At 28.8% G+C, this 16,788-nt stretch carries 18 protein-coding genes; 15 read left to right on the forward strand and 3 right to left on the reverse strand.

Translation table 11 applies throughout. From position 1 onward, the window contains the following. Window positions 1-246 precede the first annotated feature (246 nt). A complete protein-coding gene (gene speE / locus HBE96_RS00170) occupies window positions 247-1,074 on the reverse strand; it encodes a polyamine aminopropyltransferase (protein ID WP_169295755.1) in 828 nt (275 codons plus the stop codon). A gap of 507 nt (window positions 1,075-1,581) precedes the next feature. On the opposite strand from speE, the gene spoIIAA reads away from it, so the two are divergent. The 3 genes from spoIIAA to sigF are packed head-to-tail and all read left to right on the forward strand — an operon-like array spanning window position 1,582 to window position 3,126. Continuing rightward, on the forward strand, window positions 1,582-1,917 hold the full coding sequence (gene spoIIAA, locus HBE96_RS00175) for an anti-sigma F factor antagonist (RefSeq protein ID WP_169295756.1): 336 nt from the start codon (window positions 1,582-1,584) through the stop codon (window positions 1,915-1,917). A gap of 15 nt (window positions 1,918-1,932) precedes the next feature. Next, complete coding sequence (gene spoIIAB, locus HBE96_RS00180; RefSeq protein ID WP_169295757.1) at window positions 1,933-2,361, forward strand: anti-sigma F factor; 429 nt, start codon at window positions 1,933-1,935, stop codon at window positions 2,359-2,361. A gap of 9 nt (window positions 2,362-2,370) precedes the next feature. Beyond that, on the forward strand, window positions 2,371-3,126 hold the full coding sequence (sigF, locus tag HBE96_RS00185; protein ID WP_169295758.1) for an RNA polymerase sporulation sigma factor SigF: 756 nt from the start codon (window positions 2,371-2,373) through the stop codon (window positions 3,124-3,126). Between the two features lie 55 nt (window positions 3,127-3,181). Here sigF and HBE96_RS00190 read toward each other — a convergent pair whose 3' ends face one another. Beyond that, complete coding sequence (locus tag HBE96_RS00190; RefSeq protein WP_169295759.1) at window positions 3,182-5,488, reverse strand: transglycosylase domain-containing protein; 2,307 nt, start codon at window positions 5,486-5,488, stop codon at window positions 3,182-3,184. A gap of 171 nt (window positions 5,489-5,659) precedes the next feature. Here HBE96_RS00190 and HBE96_RS26570 point away from each other — a divergent pair, with 171 nt between their 5' ends. After that, window positions 5,660-5,782, forward strand: coding sequence for a hypothetical protein (locus HBE96_RS26570; protein ID WP_281064315.1), 123 nt, complete (start codon window positions 5,660-5,662; stop codon window positions 5,780-5,782). Window positions 5,783-5,983: 201 nt separating this feature from the next. Here the strand turns inward: HBE96_RS26570 and hpt are convergent, their stop codons facing one another. Continuing rightward, window positions 5,984-6,505 carry a hypoxanthine phosphoribosyltransferase gene (hpt, locus tag HBE96_RS00195; protein ID WP_169295760.1) on the reverse strand — a complete coding sequence of 174 codons (522 nt, stop codon included), beginning with the start codon at window positions 6,503-6,505 and terminating at the stop codon, window positions 5,984-5,986. Between the two features lie 607 nt (window positions 6,506-7,112). Here hpt and hflX point away from each other — a divergent pair. The 11 genes from hflX (at window position 7,113) to HBE96_RS00250 (ending at window position 16,560) form a co-directional block, all read left to right on the forward strand. Further along, window positions 7,113-8,891 carry a GTPase HflX gene (gene hflX / locus HBE96_RS00200; protein ID WP_169295761.1) on the forward strand — a complete coding sequence of 593 codons (1,779 nt, stop codon included), beginning with the start codon at window positions 7,113-7,115 and terminating at the stop codon, window positions 8,889-8,891. Between the two features lie 32 nt (window positions 8,892-8,923). Further along, the gene (locus HBE96_RS00205; RefSeq protein ID WP_243186783.1) at window positions 8,924-9,145 is read left to right on the forward strand and encodes a hypothetical protein; all 222 of its coding nucleotides are present in this window, start codon (window positions 8,924-8,926) and stop codon (window positions 9,143-9,145) included. Window positions 9,146-9,288: 143 nt separating this feature from the next. Next, window positions 9,289-10,185, forward strand: coding sequence for a nucleotidyltransferase domain-containing protein (locus HBE96_RS00210; protein WP_169295763.1), 897 nt, complete (start codon window positions 9,289-9,291; stop codon window positions 10,183-10,185). Between the two features lie 102 nt (window positions 10,186-10,287). Then, complete coding sequence (pdxR, locus tag HBE96_RS00215; protein WP_169295764.1) at window positions 10,288-11,691, forward strand: MocR-like pyridoxine biosynthesis transcription factor PdxR; 1,404 nt, start codon at window positions 10,288-10,290, stop codon at window positions 11,689-11,691. A gap of 17 nt (window positions 11,692-11,708) precedes the next feature. Then, window positions 11,709-12,386 carry a HEAT repeat domain-containing protein gene (locus HBE96_RS00220; protein ID WP_169295765.1) on the forward strand — a complete coding sequence of 226 codons (678 nt, stop codon included), beginning with the start codon at window positions 11,709-11,711 and terminating at the stop codon, window positions 12,384-12,386. Between the two features lie 6 nt (window positions 12,387-12,392). Continuing rightward, window positions 12,393-13,046 carry a YigZ family protein gene (locus HBE96_RS00225; protein WP_169295766.1) on the forward strand — a complete coding sequence of 218 codons (654 nt, stop codon included), beginning with the start codon at window positions 12,393-12,395 and terminating at the stop codon, window positions 13,044-13,046. Between the two features lie 128 nt (window positions 13,047-13,174). Further along, window positions 13,175-13,915: a YebC/PmpR family DNA-binding transcriptional regulator gene (locus HBE96_RS00230; RefSeq protein WP_169295767.1), complete on the forward strand. Its 741-nt coding sequence runs from the start codon at window positions 13,175-13,177 to the stop codon at window positions 13,913-13,915. Between the two features lie 150 nt (window positions 13,916-14,065). Beyond that, on the forward strand, window positions 14,066-14,986 hold the full coding sequence (locus HBE96_RS00235) for a tyrosine-type recombinase/integrase (RefSeq protein WP_169295768.1): 921 nt from the start codon (window positions 14,066-14,068) through the stop codon (window positions 14,984-14,986). Next, window positions 14,986-15,249 (forward strand): hypothetical protein, encoded by a 264-nt coding sequence (locus HBE96_RS00240; RefSeq protein WP_169295769.1) that lies wholly within the window; start codon window positions 14,986-14,988, stop codon window positions 15,247-15,249. The genes HBE96_RS00235 and HBE96_RS00240 overlap by 1 nt, the downstream gene beginning before the upstream one ends. Before the next feature lie 3 nt (window positions 15,250-15,252). Then, a complete protein-coding gene (locus tag HBE96_RS00245; protein ID WP_169295770.1) occupies window positions 15,253-15,828 on the forward strand; it encodes a hypothetical protein in 576 nt (191 codons plus the stop codon). Between the two features lie 546 nt (window positions 15,829-16,374). Beyond that, window positions 16,375-16,560 (forward strand): hypothetical protein, encoded by a 186-nt coding sequence (locus HBE96_RS00250; protein ID WP_169295771.1) that lies wholly within the window; start codon window positions 16,375-16,377, stop codon window positions 16,558-16,560. The last annotated feature ends 228 nt before the right edge of the window (window positions 16,561-16,788 follow it).

The raw sequence follows: 16,788 nt of genomic DNA on the forward strand, positions 1-16,788 counted from the left end.
GAGGACAATTGACAGAGGACAGTGAAGGTTGATTTTTTGCTAGTGCAAAAGAATCTTTAAATTTATATAGATCAGAAATGTTTCGCTTTGGCGAAACAGCTCATTAAAAATTTAATTAAAGATTTTTCGCAGTATAGCGGAGAAAAATCATCCTTCACTGTCCTCTGAAAAAATATTGTGTGGCAATATTTTTATATATTAAGTTAAGATTTTGTATGTGTGCAAGTTAAATATATAAATAACTATTTATTTTGTTAAATCTTCAATAAACTTTGGCAACACAAAGCAAGCTTTATGAAGTTCTTTAGTATAATATTTTGTATCTATATTTATAGTATTTGATAAATCAACAATTTGTGGATCATGTTTTTTAGAACCTACAGTGAAACTCCAGAATCCACTAGGATATGTAGGTATACCTGCCATAAATAGTTTAGTTATAGGGAATACAGCTTTCGCATCATTATAAACACGTTTTACTACTTCAGGTAAATAAAAAGGAGTTTCAGTTTGAGCTATAAATATGCCATCAGAAGTTAAACAGTCAAATATTTCTTTGTAAAAGCTTCCTCCGAATAATCCCTCGGCTGCGCCGAATGGATCAGTAGAGTCTACTATTATTACATCAAATTCATTTTTATGTTCATGAACATATTTAATTCCATCTCCTATGAAAACTTCACATTTAGGATTTTCTAATGCACAACTTATTTCAGGAAGAAATCTTTTACACTCATTAACGACTTCTTTATCTATTTCACATAGAACAGCTTTTTCTACTGAAGGATGTTTTAAAACTTCTCTTATAGCACCACCATCGCCTCCACCAACTACAAGTACCTTCTTTGGATTAGGATGGGTAAATAGAGGAATGTGAGCAATCATTTCGTGATATACATATTCATCTTTTATAGTTGTTTGAACTATACCATCAAGTAAAAGCATTCTTCCAAAACTATATGTATCAACTATAGCTAAATCCTGATAATCAGTTTTTTTAGTAACAAGAGTTTCCTTTATTTTATAAGTCATAGCTGCATCTGATATTTGACCTTCTTTTAACCACATATCCATAATATATACCTCCAAATTAAAAATTTATATAACGGGTTACCAATGTATAGTTATAAATAACTAGTATTAGTATTAGCTGGATAAACCTAAAGCTGAATGTTTTGATAATCTAATATTATAGTTATCTTTACAAATCCAGCAAATAATATTATAACAGTGATTTTGCAAAATAACAATTGATATGTATAGAAATACACAATATGGTAAAAATAAATAATAAAAATATAAAAAATGGCAGGAAAATAATTCCAAATGGAGAATATTAATTTAGGTACACAATGTAATTTCGAAAATTATTCAAAAGAAAACTTAAAAAAAGAAGGGGGGTAAGAGCGTCTTGCTCGGACTATGCGAATATGCATATGCTATAATTAAATTATAATTATAGGCACACTGTAAATTGTTATAGGAGACAGTGTGGTAAATTAAAGTTAAAGGAAAGCCTTTACGCTAAGATTATTGTAACAAATGTGTATTATAAATTAATCTTAGTAGAGCGAAGATAATATGTATTTAGAATTTGAAAATAAGGACAATAAGCTTATAGTTCATATGTTTGGAGAACTAGACCATCATAGCGCAGAAGAAGTAAGAAATAAAATAGATGATAGGTTAGATAGGGATAACATTGGAAAATTGATAATGGATTTTTCAGATGTATCTTTTATGGACAGTTCAGGTATTGGTGTAGTTATAGGCAGATATAAAAAGCTAAATTCTAAAGGTGGTACTATATGTATTACAAAAATTAGTGGCTCAGTGAAAAGGGTATTTGAATTATCTGGCATGTTTAAAATAATTAAGTTTTACAAAAATATTGAAGACGCAGTTGAAAGTATATAGTAGGGGGATTTGAAAATGTATGATAATATGATGAAAATAGAATTTGCAAGTAAATCAGAAAATGAAAGTTTTGCAAGAGTTGCAGTAGCAGCTTTTGCATCTCAGCTAGATCCTACCATAGAAGAAATAGCAGATGTAAAAACTGCAATATCAGAAGCAGTAACCAATTCTATTATTCATGGATATGAAAATGGAGAAGGCATAGTAAAAATTGAAGCTTATATTAAGGACAAAGAGTTTACTGTAATAGTGGAGGATGAAGGTTCAGGAATAGAGAATATAGAACTTGCTATGCAGCCATTGTATACATCAAGACCTGATTTGGAAAGATCAGGTATGGGTTTTACAGTTATGGAAACCTTTATGGATAGTTTGGAAGTACATTCTGTGCAAAATAAAGGGACAAGATTAATAATGAAAAAAGTTTTTAAATCTTTAAGTTAGGTGAATAATATGAGTGAAGAAGCATTAAAAAAAACAAATTATAATTATGATGACAACTTAGAACTTATAAGATATGCTAAAAATGGCAATAAGGATGCACTTAATGAATTAATACAACTTAATTTACCCTTAGTTTCTTCTATTAGTAAAAAGTTTCTAAATAGAGGATATGAATATGAAGACATATTTCAAATAGGATGTATGGGACTAGTTAAAGCTGTTAACAATTTCGATGAAAGTTATAATGTAAAATTTTCTACTTATGCGGTACCTATGATTTTAGGTGAAATAAAAAGGTTTTTAAGAGATGATGGTATGATAAAAGTAAGTAGAAGTGTAAAAAACACTGCCAAAAAGCTTCATTATGATAAGGAAGCTTTAACTAAAAAACTTAGCAGGGAACCAACTATCGAAGAATTGTCGAAATATTCAGGAATAGATAGGGAAGAAATCATATTTGCTGTGGAATCTGCTAATAGTTTACAATATCTGTATGATACTATACATCAAGACGATGGTGCTCCTGTGTTGCTTATTGATAAATTAAGCGAAAGTTCTAGTGGAGATAGTGAAATAGTAGACAGGATAGCTTTAAAAGAAGCTTTAAAAAATTTAGATGTTAAATCAAGACAAATTATTATGCTTAGATATTTTAAGGATAAAACTCAAATACAGGTAGCAAAAATGTTAGGTATAAGTCAGGTGCAGGTTTCAAGAATTGAAAAAAAAGTTTTGAAAGTTATGAAGGAAAAATTAAGTGGATAGGATACAAAGGTGTATCCTATTTTTTTTGGACAAATTAAAAGCGAATTATTCGCTTTTAATTTGTTATAGTAGGTTTCTTAGGATTTATAGTATTACCAGAATTACCATTCGTCTCCGTAGATGTATTAGGAGTACTTGCGTTTTCACTATTTGGTTGATTAGTATTGTTACTATTAGTATTTTTATTAACACCGTTAAAAAAAGGATTGTTTCTGAAACCAGAGTGTGAGTAATTACAATATTGTGAAGGCTCAGTTCCTTGGATAAATAGCTCATTATAGGTTCTTTTTCCGGCGGAATCACTATAACATGAAGATGTAGCTAGTTTACCAGAATCCTCACATACGTTTGCAGTTGTAATTCCTGAAGGCATTTGTATATCAGTTGGGGTTAAACCTTCATGTATTGGCTGCATTATAGAACTCCACACAGCAGCGGCTTTATTACTTGAACCATTTTTACAGACGGAGGCATCATCATTACCTATCCATACTGCAGCTGAATAGTACGGAGTAAGTCCACAGAACCAAAAGTTTTTGTTATCTCCAGAAGTACCAGTTTTACCTCTTATAGGCATAGTACCAAAGTTAGCATTTGTACCTGTTCCGCCAGTACTTACCGGACCTTTTAATAAATCGTACATTATATATGCACTTTCCGGTGAAAGTACTTTTCTTGTTGAAGTTTTATTATCTAAAATAGATTTACCATTTCTGTCTAAAACTTTAGTATAGAGCTTTGGAGCAGTATAATTACCACTGTTTCCAAAAACACCATAAGCGGCAGCCATAGTTAATGGGTTAGTACCATGATGTAATTCACCTAAGGATAAGGCTGCTATACTTGACTTATCATGTGAATCTAATGTTAAACCAAATTTTTCAGCATATTCAGCACCTGTTTTTAAACCAATTAAGTCTTCTAATTTTACGGCTACTAAGTTTCTTGATTTAGCTATTGCAGTTCTTATAGTAATATCACCCATAAATTCTCGATCATCGTCCTGTGGGTTGTAAGAAGCGCCATTAGAACCATATTTTTGAGCGAGATCATTGGACAATGCTGAGTCATCTACAACAGTAGCTGCTGTAGACTGTTTTGAATCAATACTAGGACCATATACTGTTAAAGGTTTTATACTGGATCCGGAAGGTCTTAAGAAATTTTCAGATGCAGCTCTATTATATGATCTAGGAGGCTGGTCACCTCTTCCTCCAACAATTGCTTTTATTTCTCCAGAATGGTAATCCATAACTACTGCTGAAGCTTGTGGTTGAGTTATACCATTTTTATCTGTTGAAGAAGAAACACCAAGTACACTATCTGAATTTATAGCATTCGCGGTATTTGATTGAATATCTTTGTCCATTGAAGTATATATTTTTAATCCACCATACATAAGCAGGTGTTGAACCTCAGTATCAGTATAATGGTATTGCCTTTTTAAGTCTCTTTTTACTTGCTCTATAGCTGGAAGCGTGAAGTATTCAAAATTAAGTTTATTACTAATTTGAACTTGAGGCTGAAAGACAAGCTTTTGGCCAGTTAGGTCATTCATAGCACCGTTGAATTGTGATTCATTTATGTATCCATTTTGATACATTTTTTTTAATACGGTTCCAGTCCTATTTAAGTATACTGAAGGATTTTTTTTCGCAGCATTAGAAAAAGGGTAGTATACAGATGGACTTTGAGGCATTCCAGCAATAAAAGCACATTCAACTAAACTTAAATCATTTGCTTTTTTATTAAAATACTGTTCAGAAGCAGCTTCTACACCATATGCTCTTCCGCCTAAGTATATTGTGTTCATATAAGCTTCAAGTATTTGATCTTTAGTTAATTGTTTTTCAAGTTGTACAGCTAAGTACATCTCCTGTATTTTTCTTTTAAAAGTTACTTCAGAGGATAGAAGTGTATTTTTAAGTAATTGCTGGGTTATAGTAGATGCACCTTGTACACCAGGTTGCCTTTTAATTCTATTTTTTATATCTATAACTACTACACCTGCTATTCTCTTAAAATCTATACCACCATGATCGTAGAACCTTTCATCTTCTATACTAACAAAAGCATTTTTTAAGTTTTGAGGCATATCTTTATTTTTAATAACAGTCCTTTGCTCGTTTGTTACAACTACATCCATAAATTGTTTCTTGCTATCGTATAAAATAGAGGGTTCATTTAAAGTTAGAATTTGATTTACATCTAGTGGAGGAGCATTTTGTAGTATAGCTAAAATAACTCCAAAGCAAGCAACAGATGCTAATATAAATAAACTTAATATAGTAATCAGCGTAGTTTTAAAAGCACTTTTCGAAGAAGTTTTTTTCGAAGAAGCTTTTTTCCGCCTTTTGCTCATAATTGTCCTCCTTCAATTTTTAGTTTTGAAATTAATAATTTTAAATAATTATAACATAAATTAAAATATTAATGAAATACAACTTTAATTTAGAAAAAAAATCCATTAAGTATTTTTAAAAAATAATTTTATATATATTGATTTTTAAGTCAAATTAATATCGGAATTATTGTGCGTTTTAAGGGTAGAAATGAAGTTACAATTTTAGAAACAATAGTATCTAAAAAGGTGTCAGAAACTGTTATAAATATGTGGTTAGATAATATAGAAGTTAAATTTCTAAATAGTAAGTAAACTATAAAAAAGTAAGAGAGATTGAAGTTAAGAATTAAGAATTAAGGGAAAATTTATCTAGATCGAAATAAAAATAAAATTCACCTCAGTGAATTTTAGAATTGCTATTTTTAACTTGATAAGAATAGCTACCGTAAATATTAATTCTTAACTTCAAAATAGTGAAACAAAGATAAGCTGTTTGGTTAAGGTATAAAGCTTTTATTCCCAGTTAAATACATATGGAATGTTTCTATAGTAATCTCCATAATTTAATCCATAACCTGCTACAAATACATCTTCAATTTCGAAACAGCAAAAATCTGGTTTTAAGTCTAATTTTCTTCTTTCAGGTTTATCTAAAAGAACACAACATTTAACGCTGGCAGCACCTAGTGCTTTCATGTGGCTTATTACAAAGTCCATTGTTATACCAGTGTCAATTATGTCATCCACAATAAGAACATCATAGCCAGTGATGTCATCCTGTACATCATTTACAACTTTTACACAACCAGAAGAAACTTCAGAATGTCCATAACTTGAAGTAGTCATAAAACCTATTTTTACAGGAAGATCTATTTCCCTTACTATGTCTGCAGCAAATATGAAACTTCCTCTTAAAAGTGATAAAACATAAAGTTTTTTACCTTTATATTCTTTAGTTATATCTTGTCCTAATTCCTGTATTCTACCAGCTATCTGTTCTTTGCTAATTAATATCTTTTTTACTTTGTCTTCCATTATGATCCTCCAACCTATATATATTTACAACGTTGATTTTATAGTATAAAATTATATGAAAGTTGTCAAGTATACACTTATATTGCTAAAATTCGTAATTTAAAAATAATGTGACGCAAGGGTGAAGTGGAAGTTTGTATTTTAACTTTTACTCCGTGATATATGATAAGTGTTTTATCACTGCTAAATGTTTCTAATTATTCTAAAGTTCAAAGTTTGTGAAAACCTAAGAACTTTGTCAAACTCGGCTTCCTCAAACAAGACTAAAGTTCTAAGGCTTTCACAAATTTTTCGCTAAGAATAATGAGAAACAATTTAGCTGATGTGATGAAACACTTATCATATATCACTACATAAAAGTTAAAATACAAACTAGTAACTTCAAGCATATACATATAATAAAATTGTTTTATTAATATTGTAATGTATTATAAGCAATTTTTAATATTAGAATTACAATAGTTACTACACAACTTGCTTATATTATAAATTACAGCTGTATTGTTAGAAAGTTACTTTAATTAAATAAAAGAATTGTAACTATAATGATGATAAGCAGGGATAAGTTTATAATTTCTAGAAATAATAAGACTATGGAGTGATGAAAATGATATATGGAAATATAGAAGGTGTAAAAAATTCTATCTTAGAAAAGTTAGAAAAAGTTTATGAAATGAAGATGCCTAAGGATAGTACTTGTACTGAGGAGTTAACAGAGTTATTATGTGATATTACAACATACTTAAATAGAGAAGTTAGTGTTGCTGTAACTAGAAAGGGAGCTGTAATAAGTGTGGCTATAGGTGATAGTAGTACTGTAGAAGTTCCTCAAATAGATATAAAGGAAAGAAAATTATCACAAGTTAGAATAATACATACGCATCCTAACGGCAATTCTAGACTTTCTGCTGTGGATATATCTGCCCTTATAAAACTTAAGTTAGATTGTATAGCGGCTATTGGAGTAGAAAATAATACATATACGGATATGACACTTGGATTTTGCACAATAGAAAATGACATGATTACAGCTGAAACAACAAAACCTCTTAGTATAGAGTCTGGAGTAAAATATAATATATTAGATAAAATAAAATATATAGAAGATTTAATAAAACATGAAAGCATTATTGATGATGATAGTGAAAGAGCTATTTTAGTAGGGGTAGAAAGTGAAGAAAGTATAGATGAACTTGAAGATCTTGCTAAAGCATGTAATGTAAAGGTCGTTCATAAAGTTTTACAAAAAAGAAGCGTAATAGATAGTGCTTTTTATGTAGGAAAGGGAAAAGTTGATGAAATAGCTCTTTTAAGACAGGGATACTGTGCTAATGTTATTATTTTTGATGATGAGCTTTCAGCTTCACAAGTGAGAAATTTAGAAGAAAATATAGGAGCAAAGGTTATAGATAGAACTACATTAATATTGGATATTTTCGCCACAAGGGCAAGAAGTAGAGAATCAAAAATACAAGTAGAACTTGCACAGTTAAAATACAGATTACCAAGGTTATCTGGGCTTGGAACAGTACTTTCTAGAACTGGAGGAGGAATAGGAACAAGGGGTCCAGGAGAAAAGAAGCTTGAAACAGATAAAAGACATATAAGAGAAAAAATATATGATTTGATGAGAGAGCTAAAAAAGATAAAACAAGTAAGAGAAACTCAAAGAGAAAGAAGAAATGAACTACCTAAGGTTTCTTTAGTTGGGTATACAAATGCAGGAAAATCTACTTTGAGAAATAAACTATGTGAAATTGCTATGCCCAAAGAGGCTGTGCATAAAGAAAAAGTTTTTGAGGCCGATATGCTTTTTGCAACGCTAGATATAACTACTAGAGCTATAGAGCTTTTAGATAGTAGAATAATTACTGTAACAGATACAGTTGGATTTATCAGAAAACTTCCACATGATTTAATTGAAGCTTTTAAATCTACACTTGAAGAAGTTATCTATTCTGATTTACTCTTGCATGTAGTAGATATATCTTCAGAAAATGTAGAAGAACAAATAGATGCTGTAAATAATGTTTTAATGCAATTAGGGGTAAAGGATAAACCTATGCTGCTAGTTTTAAACAAAGTTGATAAAGCATTAGAGGAAAATGTAGAAAAAATCAAAGAAACATATAGTGAAACAAAAACTATATGCATCTCTGCTAAAAAGGAATTTAATCTAGATTTATTACTGAAAGATATAGGTGAATTATTACCTTATAAATTAAAAGAAGTGGAATATCTTATACCTTATACAGAACAATCTGTGGTATCATTTTTACATAGAAATTCAAAGATTAAATGTGAAGAATATAGAGAAGAAGGAACTTATATATGTGCTTTAGCAGATGATGAAGTTTATAATAAATGCGAAAAGTATATAGTTTGAACTAAAATATATTACATGGAGAGTGAATGCTGTTGGAAAAAGTATGTCCAGTGTGTAATGGGTTAAGTGCAGTGAATTTATTATGTGAAAGATGTAAAGGTACAATGGAGGATATGGGGAGAGTTCAAGATTACACGGATCCTTATGCTTGTCAGCAGGAGATAAATGATGGAATTAACTATTGTTTACACTTATTTAAGTGTAAACAATGCAATAGCGCAAAAAGAATTAAAATTTCGAAAATTAGTCTATAAATTATTGAAAGAAATTATTCATCGAAACTTTCTAGTATTGTAATTGTACTAAAATATAGTATATAATTAAGAAAAATTAAATTTTTCTTAATTATAATTAATTTTTTGTTTTTATTAAATTTAAAAGGGGTGTAGTATAGTAGATGAAGAAAAGTATTTTACAATACCAGAAAGCATTTAATAATATAATTGAAAGATTGAAGTCAAATGATTCAGTGCTCGCAGTAATGGTTTTTGGAAGTATGGTTACGGGTGACTTATGGGATGAATCTGATATAGATATTTTTGTTATACTAGATAAGAAACATCCAGATATAGAGAATATATATACAGAAGAAAAAGATGTTCCGGTTCACATTAAATTAATGAGTAAAAGCAAATTTTTACAAATATATGAAGAGGACTTAAAAGGTGGATTTATACACAGAATATTTGCATCTTCTAGACTTGTATTCTCTAAAGATATACAAATAACTTCAAAATACGACAATGGTAGATATTATCCTGATTTAGATAGAGAAATATGGAACATGGTATATTTGGGGAATTTACTAAAAAGTGTAGGTGTATGTAAAAAGTATTTACATAATGATAGTATATATACAGCATATGCAGCTGCTATACGTTCTGTAGAAGAATACGCAAGACTTTATGTTAATTTTTCAGGATATATGATAAGTAAGGATGCAGTTACTATGGCTATGAATTTAAATGATGATTTTAAAAAGTATGTAGATGAATTATTTTTTAATAAAACAGATGTAGAAGAAGTTATAAAGCATATTTTAAATTATCTGCAGGATAATATAGATGGATCAATAAGAAATTTAAGCAATGTCTTACTAAATTATATGAGAGAAAAAGATTGTTTTCTAAGTGCTGAGGATATAAAAAATGATAAATTGTTTTATAATTATGATATAAATATGGAAGAAATATTGAACAAACTTTGGAAAAAGAATTTGATAAAGAGAGAAAATAGGGATTACAAAAGTGAAGAAGGAAAAATTTTATTTAAGGAGAATGTATACTTTATATAAGATTTTATTAATAGATAATGCAAATAAGCGAACTTAAATTTAGATAAAATCAAATTTAAGTTCGTTTGTTTTTTAATATATCAAATATGAGGAAGTGACATTATGGATAAATATTTTGTGAACTTGGAAGGGGAAACACCTAAATATGTAATCATTACTAAGCATATAAAAAAATTAATTGATACAAATAACATTGAAGATGGGGAAAAGTTACCTTCAATAAGATCTTTATCAAAATTTTTAAAGGTTAATAATGTTACTATAGTAAATGCATATAAGAAGCTTCAGAATGAAGGATATGCTGTGCAAAAAATGGGAAGTGGTAGTTATGCAAAAAAGAAAGATATAACTAAAAACTTTAGAAAAGAATATTCAGAAGCATTGAAAAAGATAGCTGGGAAAGCAATGCAAGAATATATAGATTTTACAGGTGAAACTCCAAGCAATAACTTTTTTCCAGTACAATCATTTAAAGATGTATTAAATGAAGTGTTGGATAGGGATGGTGCTGAAGCACTTATATATCAGGAAGCATTAGGATATGAAGGCCTAAGAACAAGCATAAGTGAAGTTTTTTGGAACAAGAATATTAAAAGTGATAATATACTTATAGTTTCAGGTGCACAGCAAGGTATAGATATAGTATCTAAAGCCCTTATAAATACTAATGATAGTGTTATAGTTGAAAAGCCAACATATAGCGGTGCACTATCTGTATTTAAATGGAGAAGAGCTAATATTTATGAGGTTCCTATGGAGGAAAATGGAATAGATATAGATAAATTCGAAAAAATACTAAAAAAAAATAATATAAAATGTTTTTATACTATGAGCTATTTTCAGAATCCTACAGGCATGAGCTACAGTATAAGAAAAAAACAACAAATTTTAAATTTAGCAGAAATTTATGATTTCTATATTATAGAAGATGACTATTTAGCAGAATTAATTTATGATAAGAGAATAGAATATAAGAGTTTTAAAAGCTTAGATAAAAATGATAGAGTAATATATATTAAAAGTTTTTCAAAAATATTTTTGCCAGGTATCAGAATAGGATATTTAATTCCTACAGCAAGATTTAAGGAGAGTATTGAAAATTCTAAAATAAATACAGATATATCTACATCTAGTCTTATGCAAAGAGCTTTAGATTTATATATAAGAAAAGGCTTATGGAAAGATTATATGAGTAATTTAAATGAAATATATAAGAGTAGATATTTATTAATGGAGAGTTATATAAAATTATATTTAGAAGATAAGATTGAATTCATAAGTCCGGGTGGAGGAATTAACTTTTATTTAAAAATAAAGGATTTTATAGATATGGATTCTATTCAATTGTTTAGAAAAGCTAAAAATAAAAATGTATTAATTACACCTGGTACTTTGTTTTATAAAAATCCTTTAGAGGGAAAAAGATATTTTAAAATTGGTTTTTCTCAAATAGATGAAGATTCTATGAAAAAAGGGCTAAATATAATAAATGAATTGTTAGAATAATTAAGAGGGTTATCATTATGAAAAAAGGTATGATTGATATAGAATGGTCTAAAATTGATTCGTATACAGAAGAAGATATAACTTACTTTTTATTTTTAGAAGGAAAATCTGTTGGTTGTTTGTGTAAAATAAGAAATTTATCTAAAGAAATAGTTCAAAAACATATATTAGATGGTAAAATTAAATATGGTATATTGGCCAAGAGTGGTAATGAAAAGGAACTTTTTCAGACCATATCATTGTCTGGAAAGTTAGATAAAATAGAAGTTTTAAAAGGATTAGATGAGGATAATAAAAGTAAACTTATGAATTACATAAGATGTAATTATGGAAATATGAAAAATAAAGATAAAGAAAGTGCTGTTTGGATTCTTGGAGAAATAGGTGATAGTAAAGTGTTAGATATTTTAATGAAGGCTTCTGTTCATAATCATGTAACTGTAAGAAGGATGGCAGTTTCTGCTATAGGTAAAATAGGAGATAAGTCTGCAGAGAATATACTTATAAGAAAACTAGATGATGAAAATCCACAAGTGGTTATGTATGCTATAAAATCATTAATAAAAGTTAAAAGCAAAAAAGCTGGAGATAAGGTTAGGAAAATTTATGAAAACACAGAAAAGGATTATATAAGGAGAGTATCTGAAGAATATCTTAAAATAATAGAGAAAGTGGAATTACAAGCTGAGGAGTGATTTTGAGTGGGTTATTTTACTATAAAGGATGAAGTTAGCACGCAGTTTGAAGAAAAAAAGTCTGTTTTTATAGGGCATATAAAAAGAGTATATGAGGAAGAGGAAGCAAAGAAATTTATAGATAAGATAAGAAGTGAACAAAAAGAAGCAAGGCATAATGTATATGCTTATGTTATCGGTGAAAACATGGGCATACAAAGATATAGTGATGATGGAGAGCCACAGGGAACAGGGGGGATTCCTGTTTTAGAAGTTATAAAGAAAAATGGAATAGCCGATGTAGTTGTAGTGGTTACTAGATATTTTGGAGGGATACTTTTAGGGAAAGGAGGACTTGTACGAGCTTATTCAAAGGCTGCAGTTATGGCAGTAGATGAAGGAGTCATAGTTGAAAAAGTTAAAGGATGTGTGCTAGAAGTATTCATAGAATATGATATGCTTGGAAAAGTTCAATATTTATTTGAACAAAATTTATGGCATATAGAAAATATAGAATATACAGATAAGGTAAAAATTATAATGTATTGTGATGTTTGTAATTTAAAAACAGTAGAATCTTCTATAGTAGAGGCTACTAATGGTAAATGTGAAGTTATAGTAGGGGATGAAAGCTATTATTTCAAGAAGGAAAACAGATTATTTAAAGAAGAAGATATTTAAGTTTGAATTTATAAGTCCTTGTATGATATAATGTTTTAGGTATTTTGTTAAACAAAACTTAAAAATTTTAACTAAGTGATTTTAGTAATAATTTAAAATAATATATAACCAGTTAGGGGGAAATAGATATGTCAGGACATTCAAAATGGCATAATATACAGGCTAAAAAAGGTAAAGCTGATGCAAAAAGAGGTAAAATATTTACTAAGTTAGGAAAAGAAATTGCTATTGCATCTAAAATGGGAGGATCAAATCTTGATGCTAACAGTAAATTAAGAGATGTTGTAGCAAAAGCAAAAGCTGCTAACATGCCTATGGAGACAATAACAAGGGCAATAAAAAAAGGTGCTGGAGAAATGGAAGGAGTAAACTACGAATCTGTAGTTTATGAAGGCTATGGTCCAGCAGGAACTGCTGTTATAGTAAATGCATTGACAGATAACAAGAATAGAACAGCTGCTAATGTAAGGCATGCATTTACAAAGAACGGAGGAAACATGGGCTCTACGGGATGTGTTTCTTTTATGTTCCAAGAAAAGGGTCAAATTGTTATAGAAAAAACAGATGATATGGATGAAGACGAATTAATGATGATGGCTTTAGATGCTGGCGCAGAAGATTTTGTAGCAGAAGATGAAGTTTTTGTAGTAACAACTACACCAGAAGATTTTGGAACAGTAAGAGAAGCTTTAGAAGCCAATAAGCTTGAGTTCTTAGAAGCTGAAGTTAAAATGATTCCAGATACATATACTGCAATTGATGAAGAAACAGTAGTTAAGTTCCAAAAAATGCTTGATGCTTTAGAAGATGACGAAGACGTTCAGGACGTTTACCACAATGCTGAGTTCCCTGAAGGATGGGAAGAATAAGTTATATCAACAGTTTGCAGATTTTTGGAAAGATTAAAAATCCAGAATGTATGTCATAACCATAGATAAACATTTAAAATTTAATGTTTACTGATTACGGAAACCATTTTTCATGTGAATATATTAAAATTCATGTGAGGAGTGGTTTTTTTGTTGTTAACAGATTTATTAAGAGAGTACATTTACGAGTGTGAAATTAGGAAGTATTCTCCAAGAACTATTAAAGAGTACAGAAATAATATTAAGTTATTTTTCAATTATTTAGAAAAGGAACATGGAATTATAACTTTAGAACAAGTATCACATGTTGAAATTAAACGCTATCTCAAATATTTAACTAGTATAGGACGTAAGGCAACTTATATAAATGGTATACTTAAAAACTTGAGAGGACTATATAAGTATTGTGAGCGGGAGGAGTATGTAAGCAACAATCCGTGTAAAAGAGTTAGTTGGCAAAAGGAACCTAAAGTTATTATTAATTCATTTACGGATACAGAAGTTATTAAGATGTTAAATGTATTTAATTATTCAAATTATTATAATGCAAGGAATAAATGCATTATAGCAACGTTAATAGATACAGGTATTAGAAACTTTGAATTATGCAGTTTAAAAATCCTAGACGTAAGAGAAACTGTTGTATTAGTACATGGTAAAGGTAATAAAGATAGGTTTGTACCTATTAGTCCATTACTAAAGAAAATAATGATTAAGTATGAAAGAATTAGAACTAGTTACATGATGAATAAACTTGTAAAACAGGATAACTATTTTCTTTCCTACCGTGGTAATCCGCTTACTGTTGAGGCAATTGAAAGAGTTGTTAAAAATGCAGGCAAGGAAGCAAAGGTTAGAAAAGAAATTAGATGTTCCCCGCATACATTTAGACATTATTTTGCACAAGCACAATTAAGAAACGGATTAGATTTATATAGTGTTAGTAGGCTCTTGGGTCATGAAAATATTACCATAACAAAAAGATATTTACAATCAATTAAAGATGAGGATATTGTTGATTTAGCTTTAAAAACTAGTCCTCTAATGAATGCAAAAGGGGGTAGAAAGTAATGTTGAACCTCCAAAAAGAAGTATATAAGAAAATGAATGAACTATGTGATAATCCAGCACAAGTTATTTATGAAAAACATAAAACTACTGATGAATCTTTAGAAATGTATATAGTTATAGTTAAAATACTAAGTGCTGATATACCTCGATTTAGAATATATAAAGGATTGCAATATAACAAAAGCACATCAGTAGAGTGCTTTACTATAAATGAAGATATGTATTTAGCAATAACCTCAAACCTAGTAATAGGGGAGGTGTAAATAATGCTAATGAGCGAACAACTAAAGGAACAACTTAGAAAAGAATTTATGCCTATTAAGAGCTTAAAAGTTTATAGTAACGCCAATGCAGTAAACTCAAAGATATCTTTTATTAAATCATTGGATAAGGGTATTAGAGGAGTATGCAGTATGATATTAGACTTCTTTGAAGCTAGAGTTAATACTGATGATACTAAAGATAATTATATGATTGTATATGCTTCACAGAAGGAGATAGCAGACGAATTTGGCTTCACTAGGGAGTACATATCACATTGTATTAATCGTATGGTAGAAAACACTATATGTCCATTTGTAAAAGTACGTCAAGGATTGAACAAGTCTAACTACTATATAATGAAAAAGAAAAAAGAGATGATAGACTTATTAAAGAAAATATTCCAAGCACAGCAGGAAGAACTTAAAGTTAAAAATGAAGAAAAGCAGGATAGACAGAAGAAAGAATATAAGAACAATTATAGTAGTAGTAATAAGGTAAGTACATTTAATAATTTTAAACAGAGAACATATGATTTTGAAGAGCTTGAGCGGAAATTGTTAGGATGGGATAGAAAATAAAAGTACAAAAAAGTAAAAGAGTTTACCAAAATTGCAGTTTGATAAACCCATAAGTTATAAAATTTGATACTTAACACTAATATTAGTATATCTTAAAATCTAAAAAAAATAAAGTATTTAGGTTTATTAAATTCAGCCTTTTTTAAAGATATATCGAAAAGGTTTATTTGTTATATTTAAAAATAATTCATATTTTAAATGGTATTTTTAAACATTATTTGTTTTTTAGTCATAGTTCAGTTAAAATATCTAAAATTCAAGCTTAATCATTAGATTATACTTTATTTATTTACGGATGTGAACTGTAGTTCTAAGTGGTATTAATAATAGTTTACATCCTAAAGTAAATAATAGCTAAAGTTAAAATGTATTCCAAAAACACACAAATATATAGAATTAACATATTTATATTTTAATAGATAATATAAAGAGTTTTAATAGATATATACTATTTATTTTTATATATTGATGTTTGATTTTGGTTAATGTTACAATAGTTTTAAATTAAGTAATAAGTTGAAAAATATATGAACAGGTGGTTATTTGATGAAAGAAAATAGTACTGGAATAAATAGGACATGCATTAACTGCATACATGTAAAAGTTAATCCTAAAAGCAAATATAAGAATCCCGATTTACATTGCATAAAGCGTGGAAATTGTAAATTGACTTGCAAAGAAGAAGCAAAATGGTGTAAATTTTACATGGATACACATGGCTTGTATAAATAAAATCCAAATTTTATATTTCAAAAGTTAGATTTTTGGGAGAAGCTATAAACAATAATGAGAGTAAAGTTTTATATTTTGCAATAAAAGAGGATGTAAGGGTATTATTGAAAAGCTATATGCAAAATATTATAATATAAGGAAAGTTGTTGATATTTATAAAGTACTTACCAATATAGTATTTACAGTTTTATATATTCGCAAAATTCATTAGATATGGAAATTAGTAAT

It is taken from the genome of Clostridium muellerianum (assembly GCF_012926525.1).
GTDB lineage: Bacteria > Bacillota > Clostridia > Clostridiales > Clostridiaceae > Clostridium_AM > Clostridium_AM muellerianum.

Coding starts and splice junctions, on each gene's coding strand:
- hpt (WP_169295760.1), bottom strand. CDS start 6,505: ATGGAAGACAAAGTAAAAAAGATATTAATTAGCAAAGAACAGATAGCT.
- HBE96_RS00250 (WP_169295771.1), top strand. CDS start 16,375: ATGAAAGAAAATAGTACTGGAATAAATAGGACATGCATTAACTGCATA.
- sigF (WP_169295758.1), top strand. CDS start 2,371: ATGAGTGAAGAAGCATTAAAAAAAACAAATTATAATTATGATGACAAC.
- HBE96_RS00220 (WP_169295765.1), top strand. CDS start 11,709: ATGAAAAAAGGTATGATTGATATAGAATGGTCTAAAATTGATTCGTAT.
- speE (WP_169295755.1), bottom strand. CDS start 1,074: ATGGATATGTGGTTAAAAGAAGGTCAAATATCAGATGCAGCTATGACT.
- spoIIAB (WP_169295757.1), top strand. CDS start 1,933: ATGTATGATAATATGATGAAAATAGAATTTGCAAGTAAATCAGAAAAT.
- spoIIAA (WP_169295756.1), top strand. CDS start 1,582: ATGTATTTAGAATTTGAAAATAAGGACAATAAGCTTATAGTTCATATG.
- HBE96_RS00190 (WP_169295759.1), bottom strand. CDS start 5,488: ATGAGCAAAAGGCGGAAAAAAGCTTCTTCGAAAAAAACTTCTTCGAAA.
- HBE96_RS00210 (WP_169295763.1), top strand. CDS start 9,289: ATGAAGAAAAGTATTTTACAATACCAGAAAGCATTTAATAATATAATT.
- HBE96_RS00240 (WP_169295769.1), top strand. CDS start 14,986: ATGTTGAACCTCCAAAAAGAAGTATATAAGAAAATGAATGAACTATGT.
- HBE96_RS00245 (WP_169295770.1), top strand. CDS start 15,253: ATGCTAATGAGCGAACAACTAAAGGAACAACTTAGAAAAGAATTTATG.
- hflX (WP_169295761.1), top strand. CDS start 7,113: ATGATATATGGAAATATAGAAGGTGTAAAAAATTCTATCTTAGAAAAG.
- HBE96_RS00230 (WP_169295767.1), top strand. CDS start 13,175: ATGTCAGGACATTCAAAATGGCATAATATACAGGCTAAAAAAGGTAAA.
- pdxR (WP_169295764.1), top strand. CDS start 10,288: ATGGATAAATATTTTGTGAACTTGGAAGGGGAAACACCTAAATATGTA.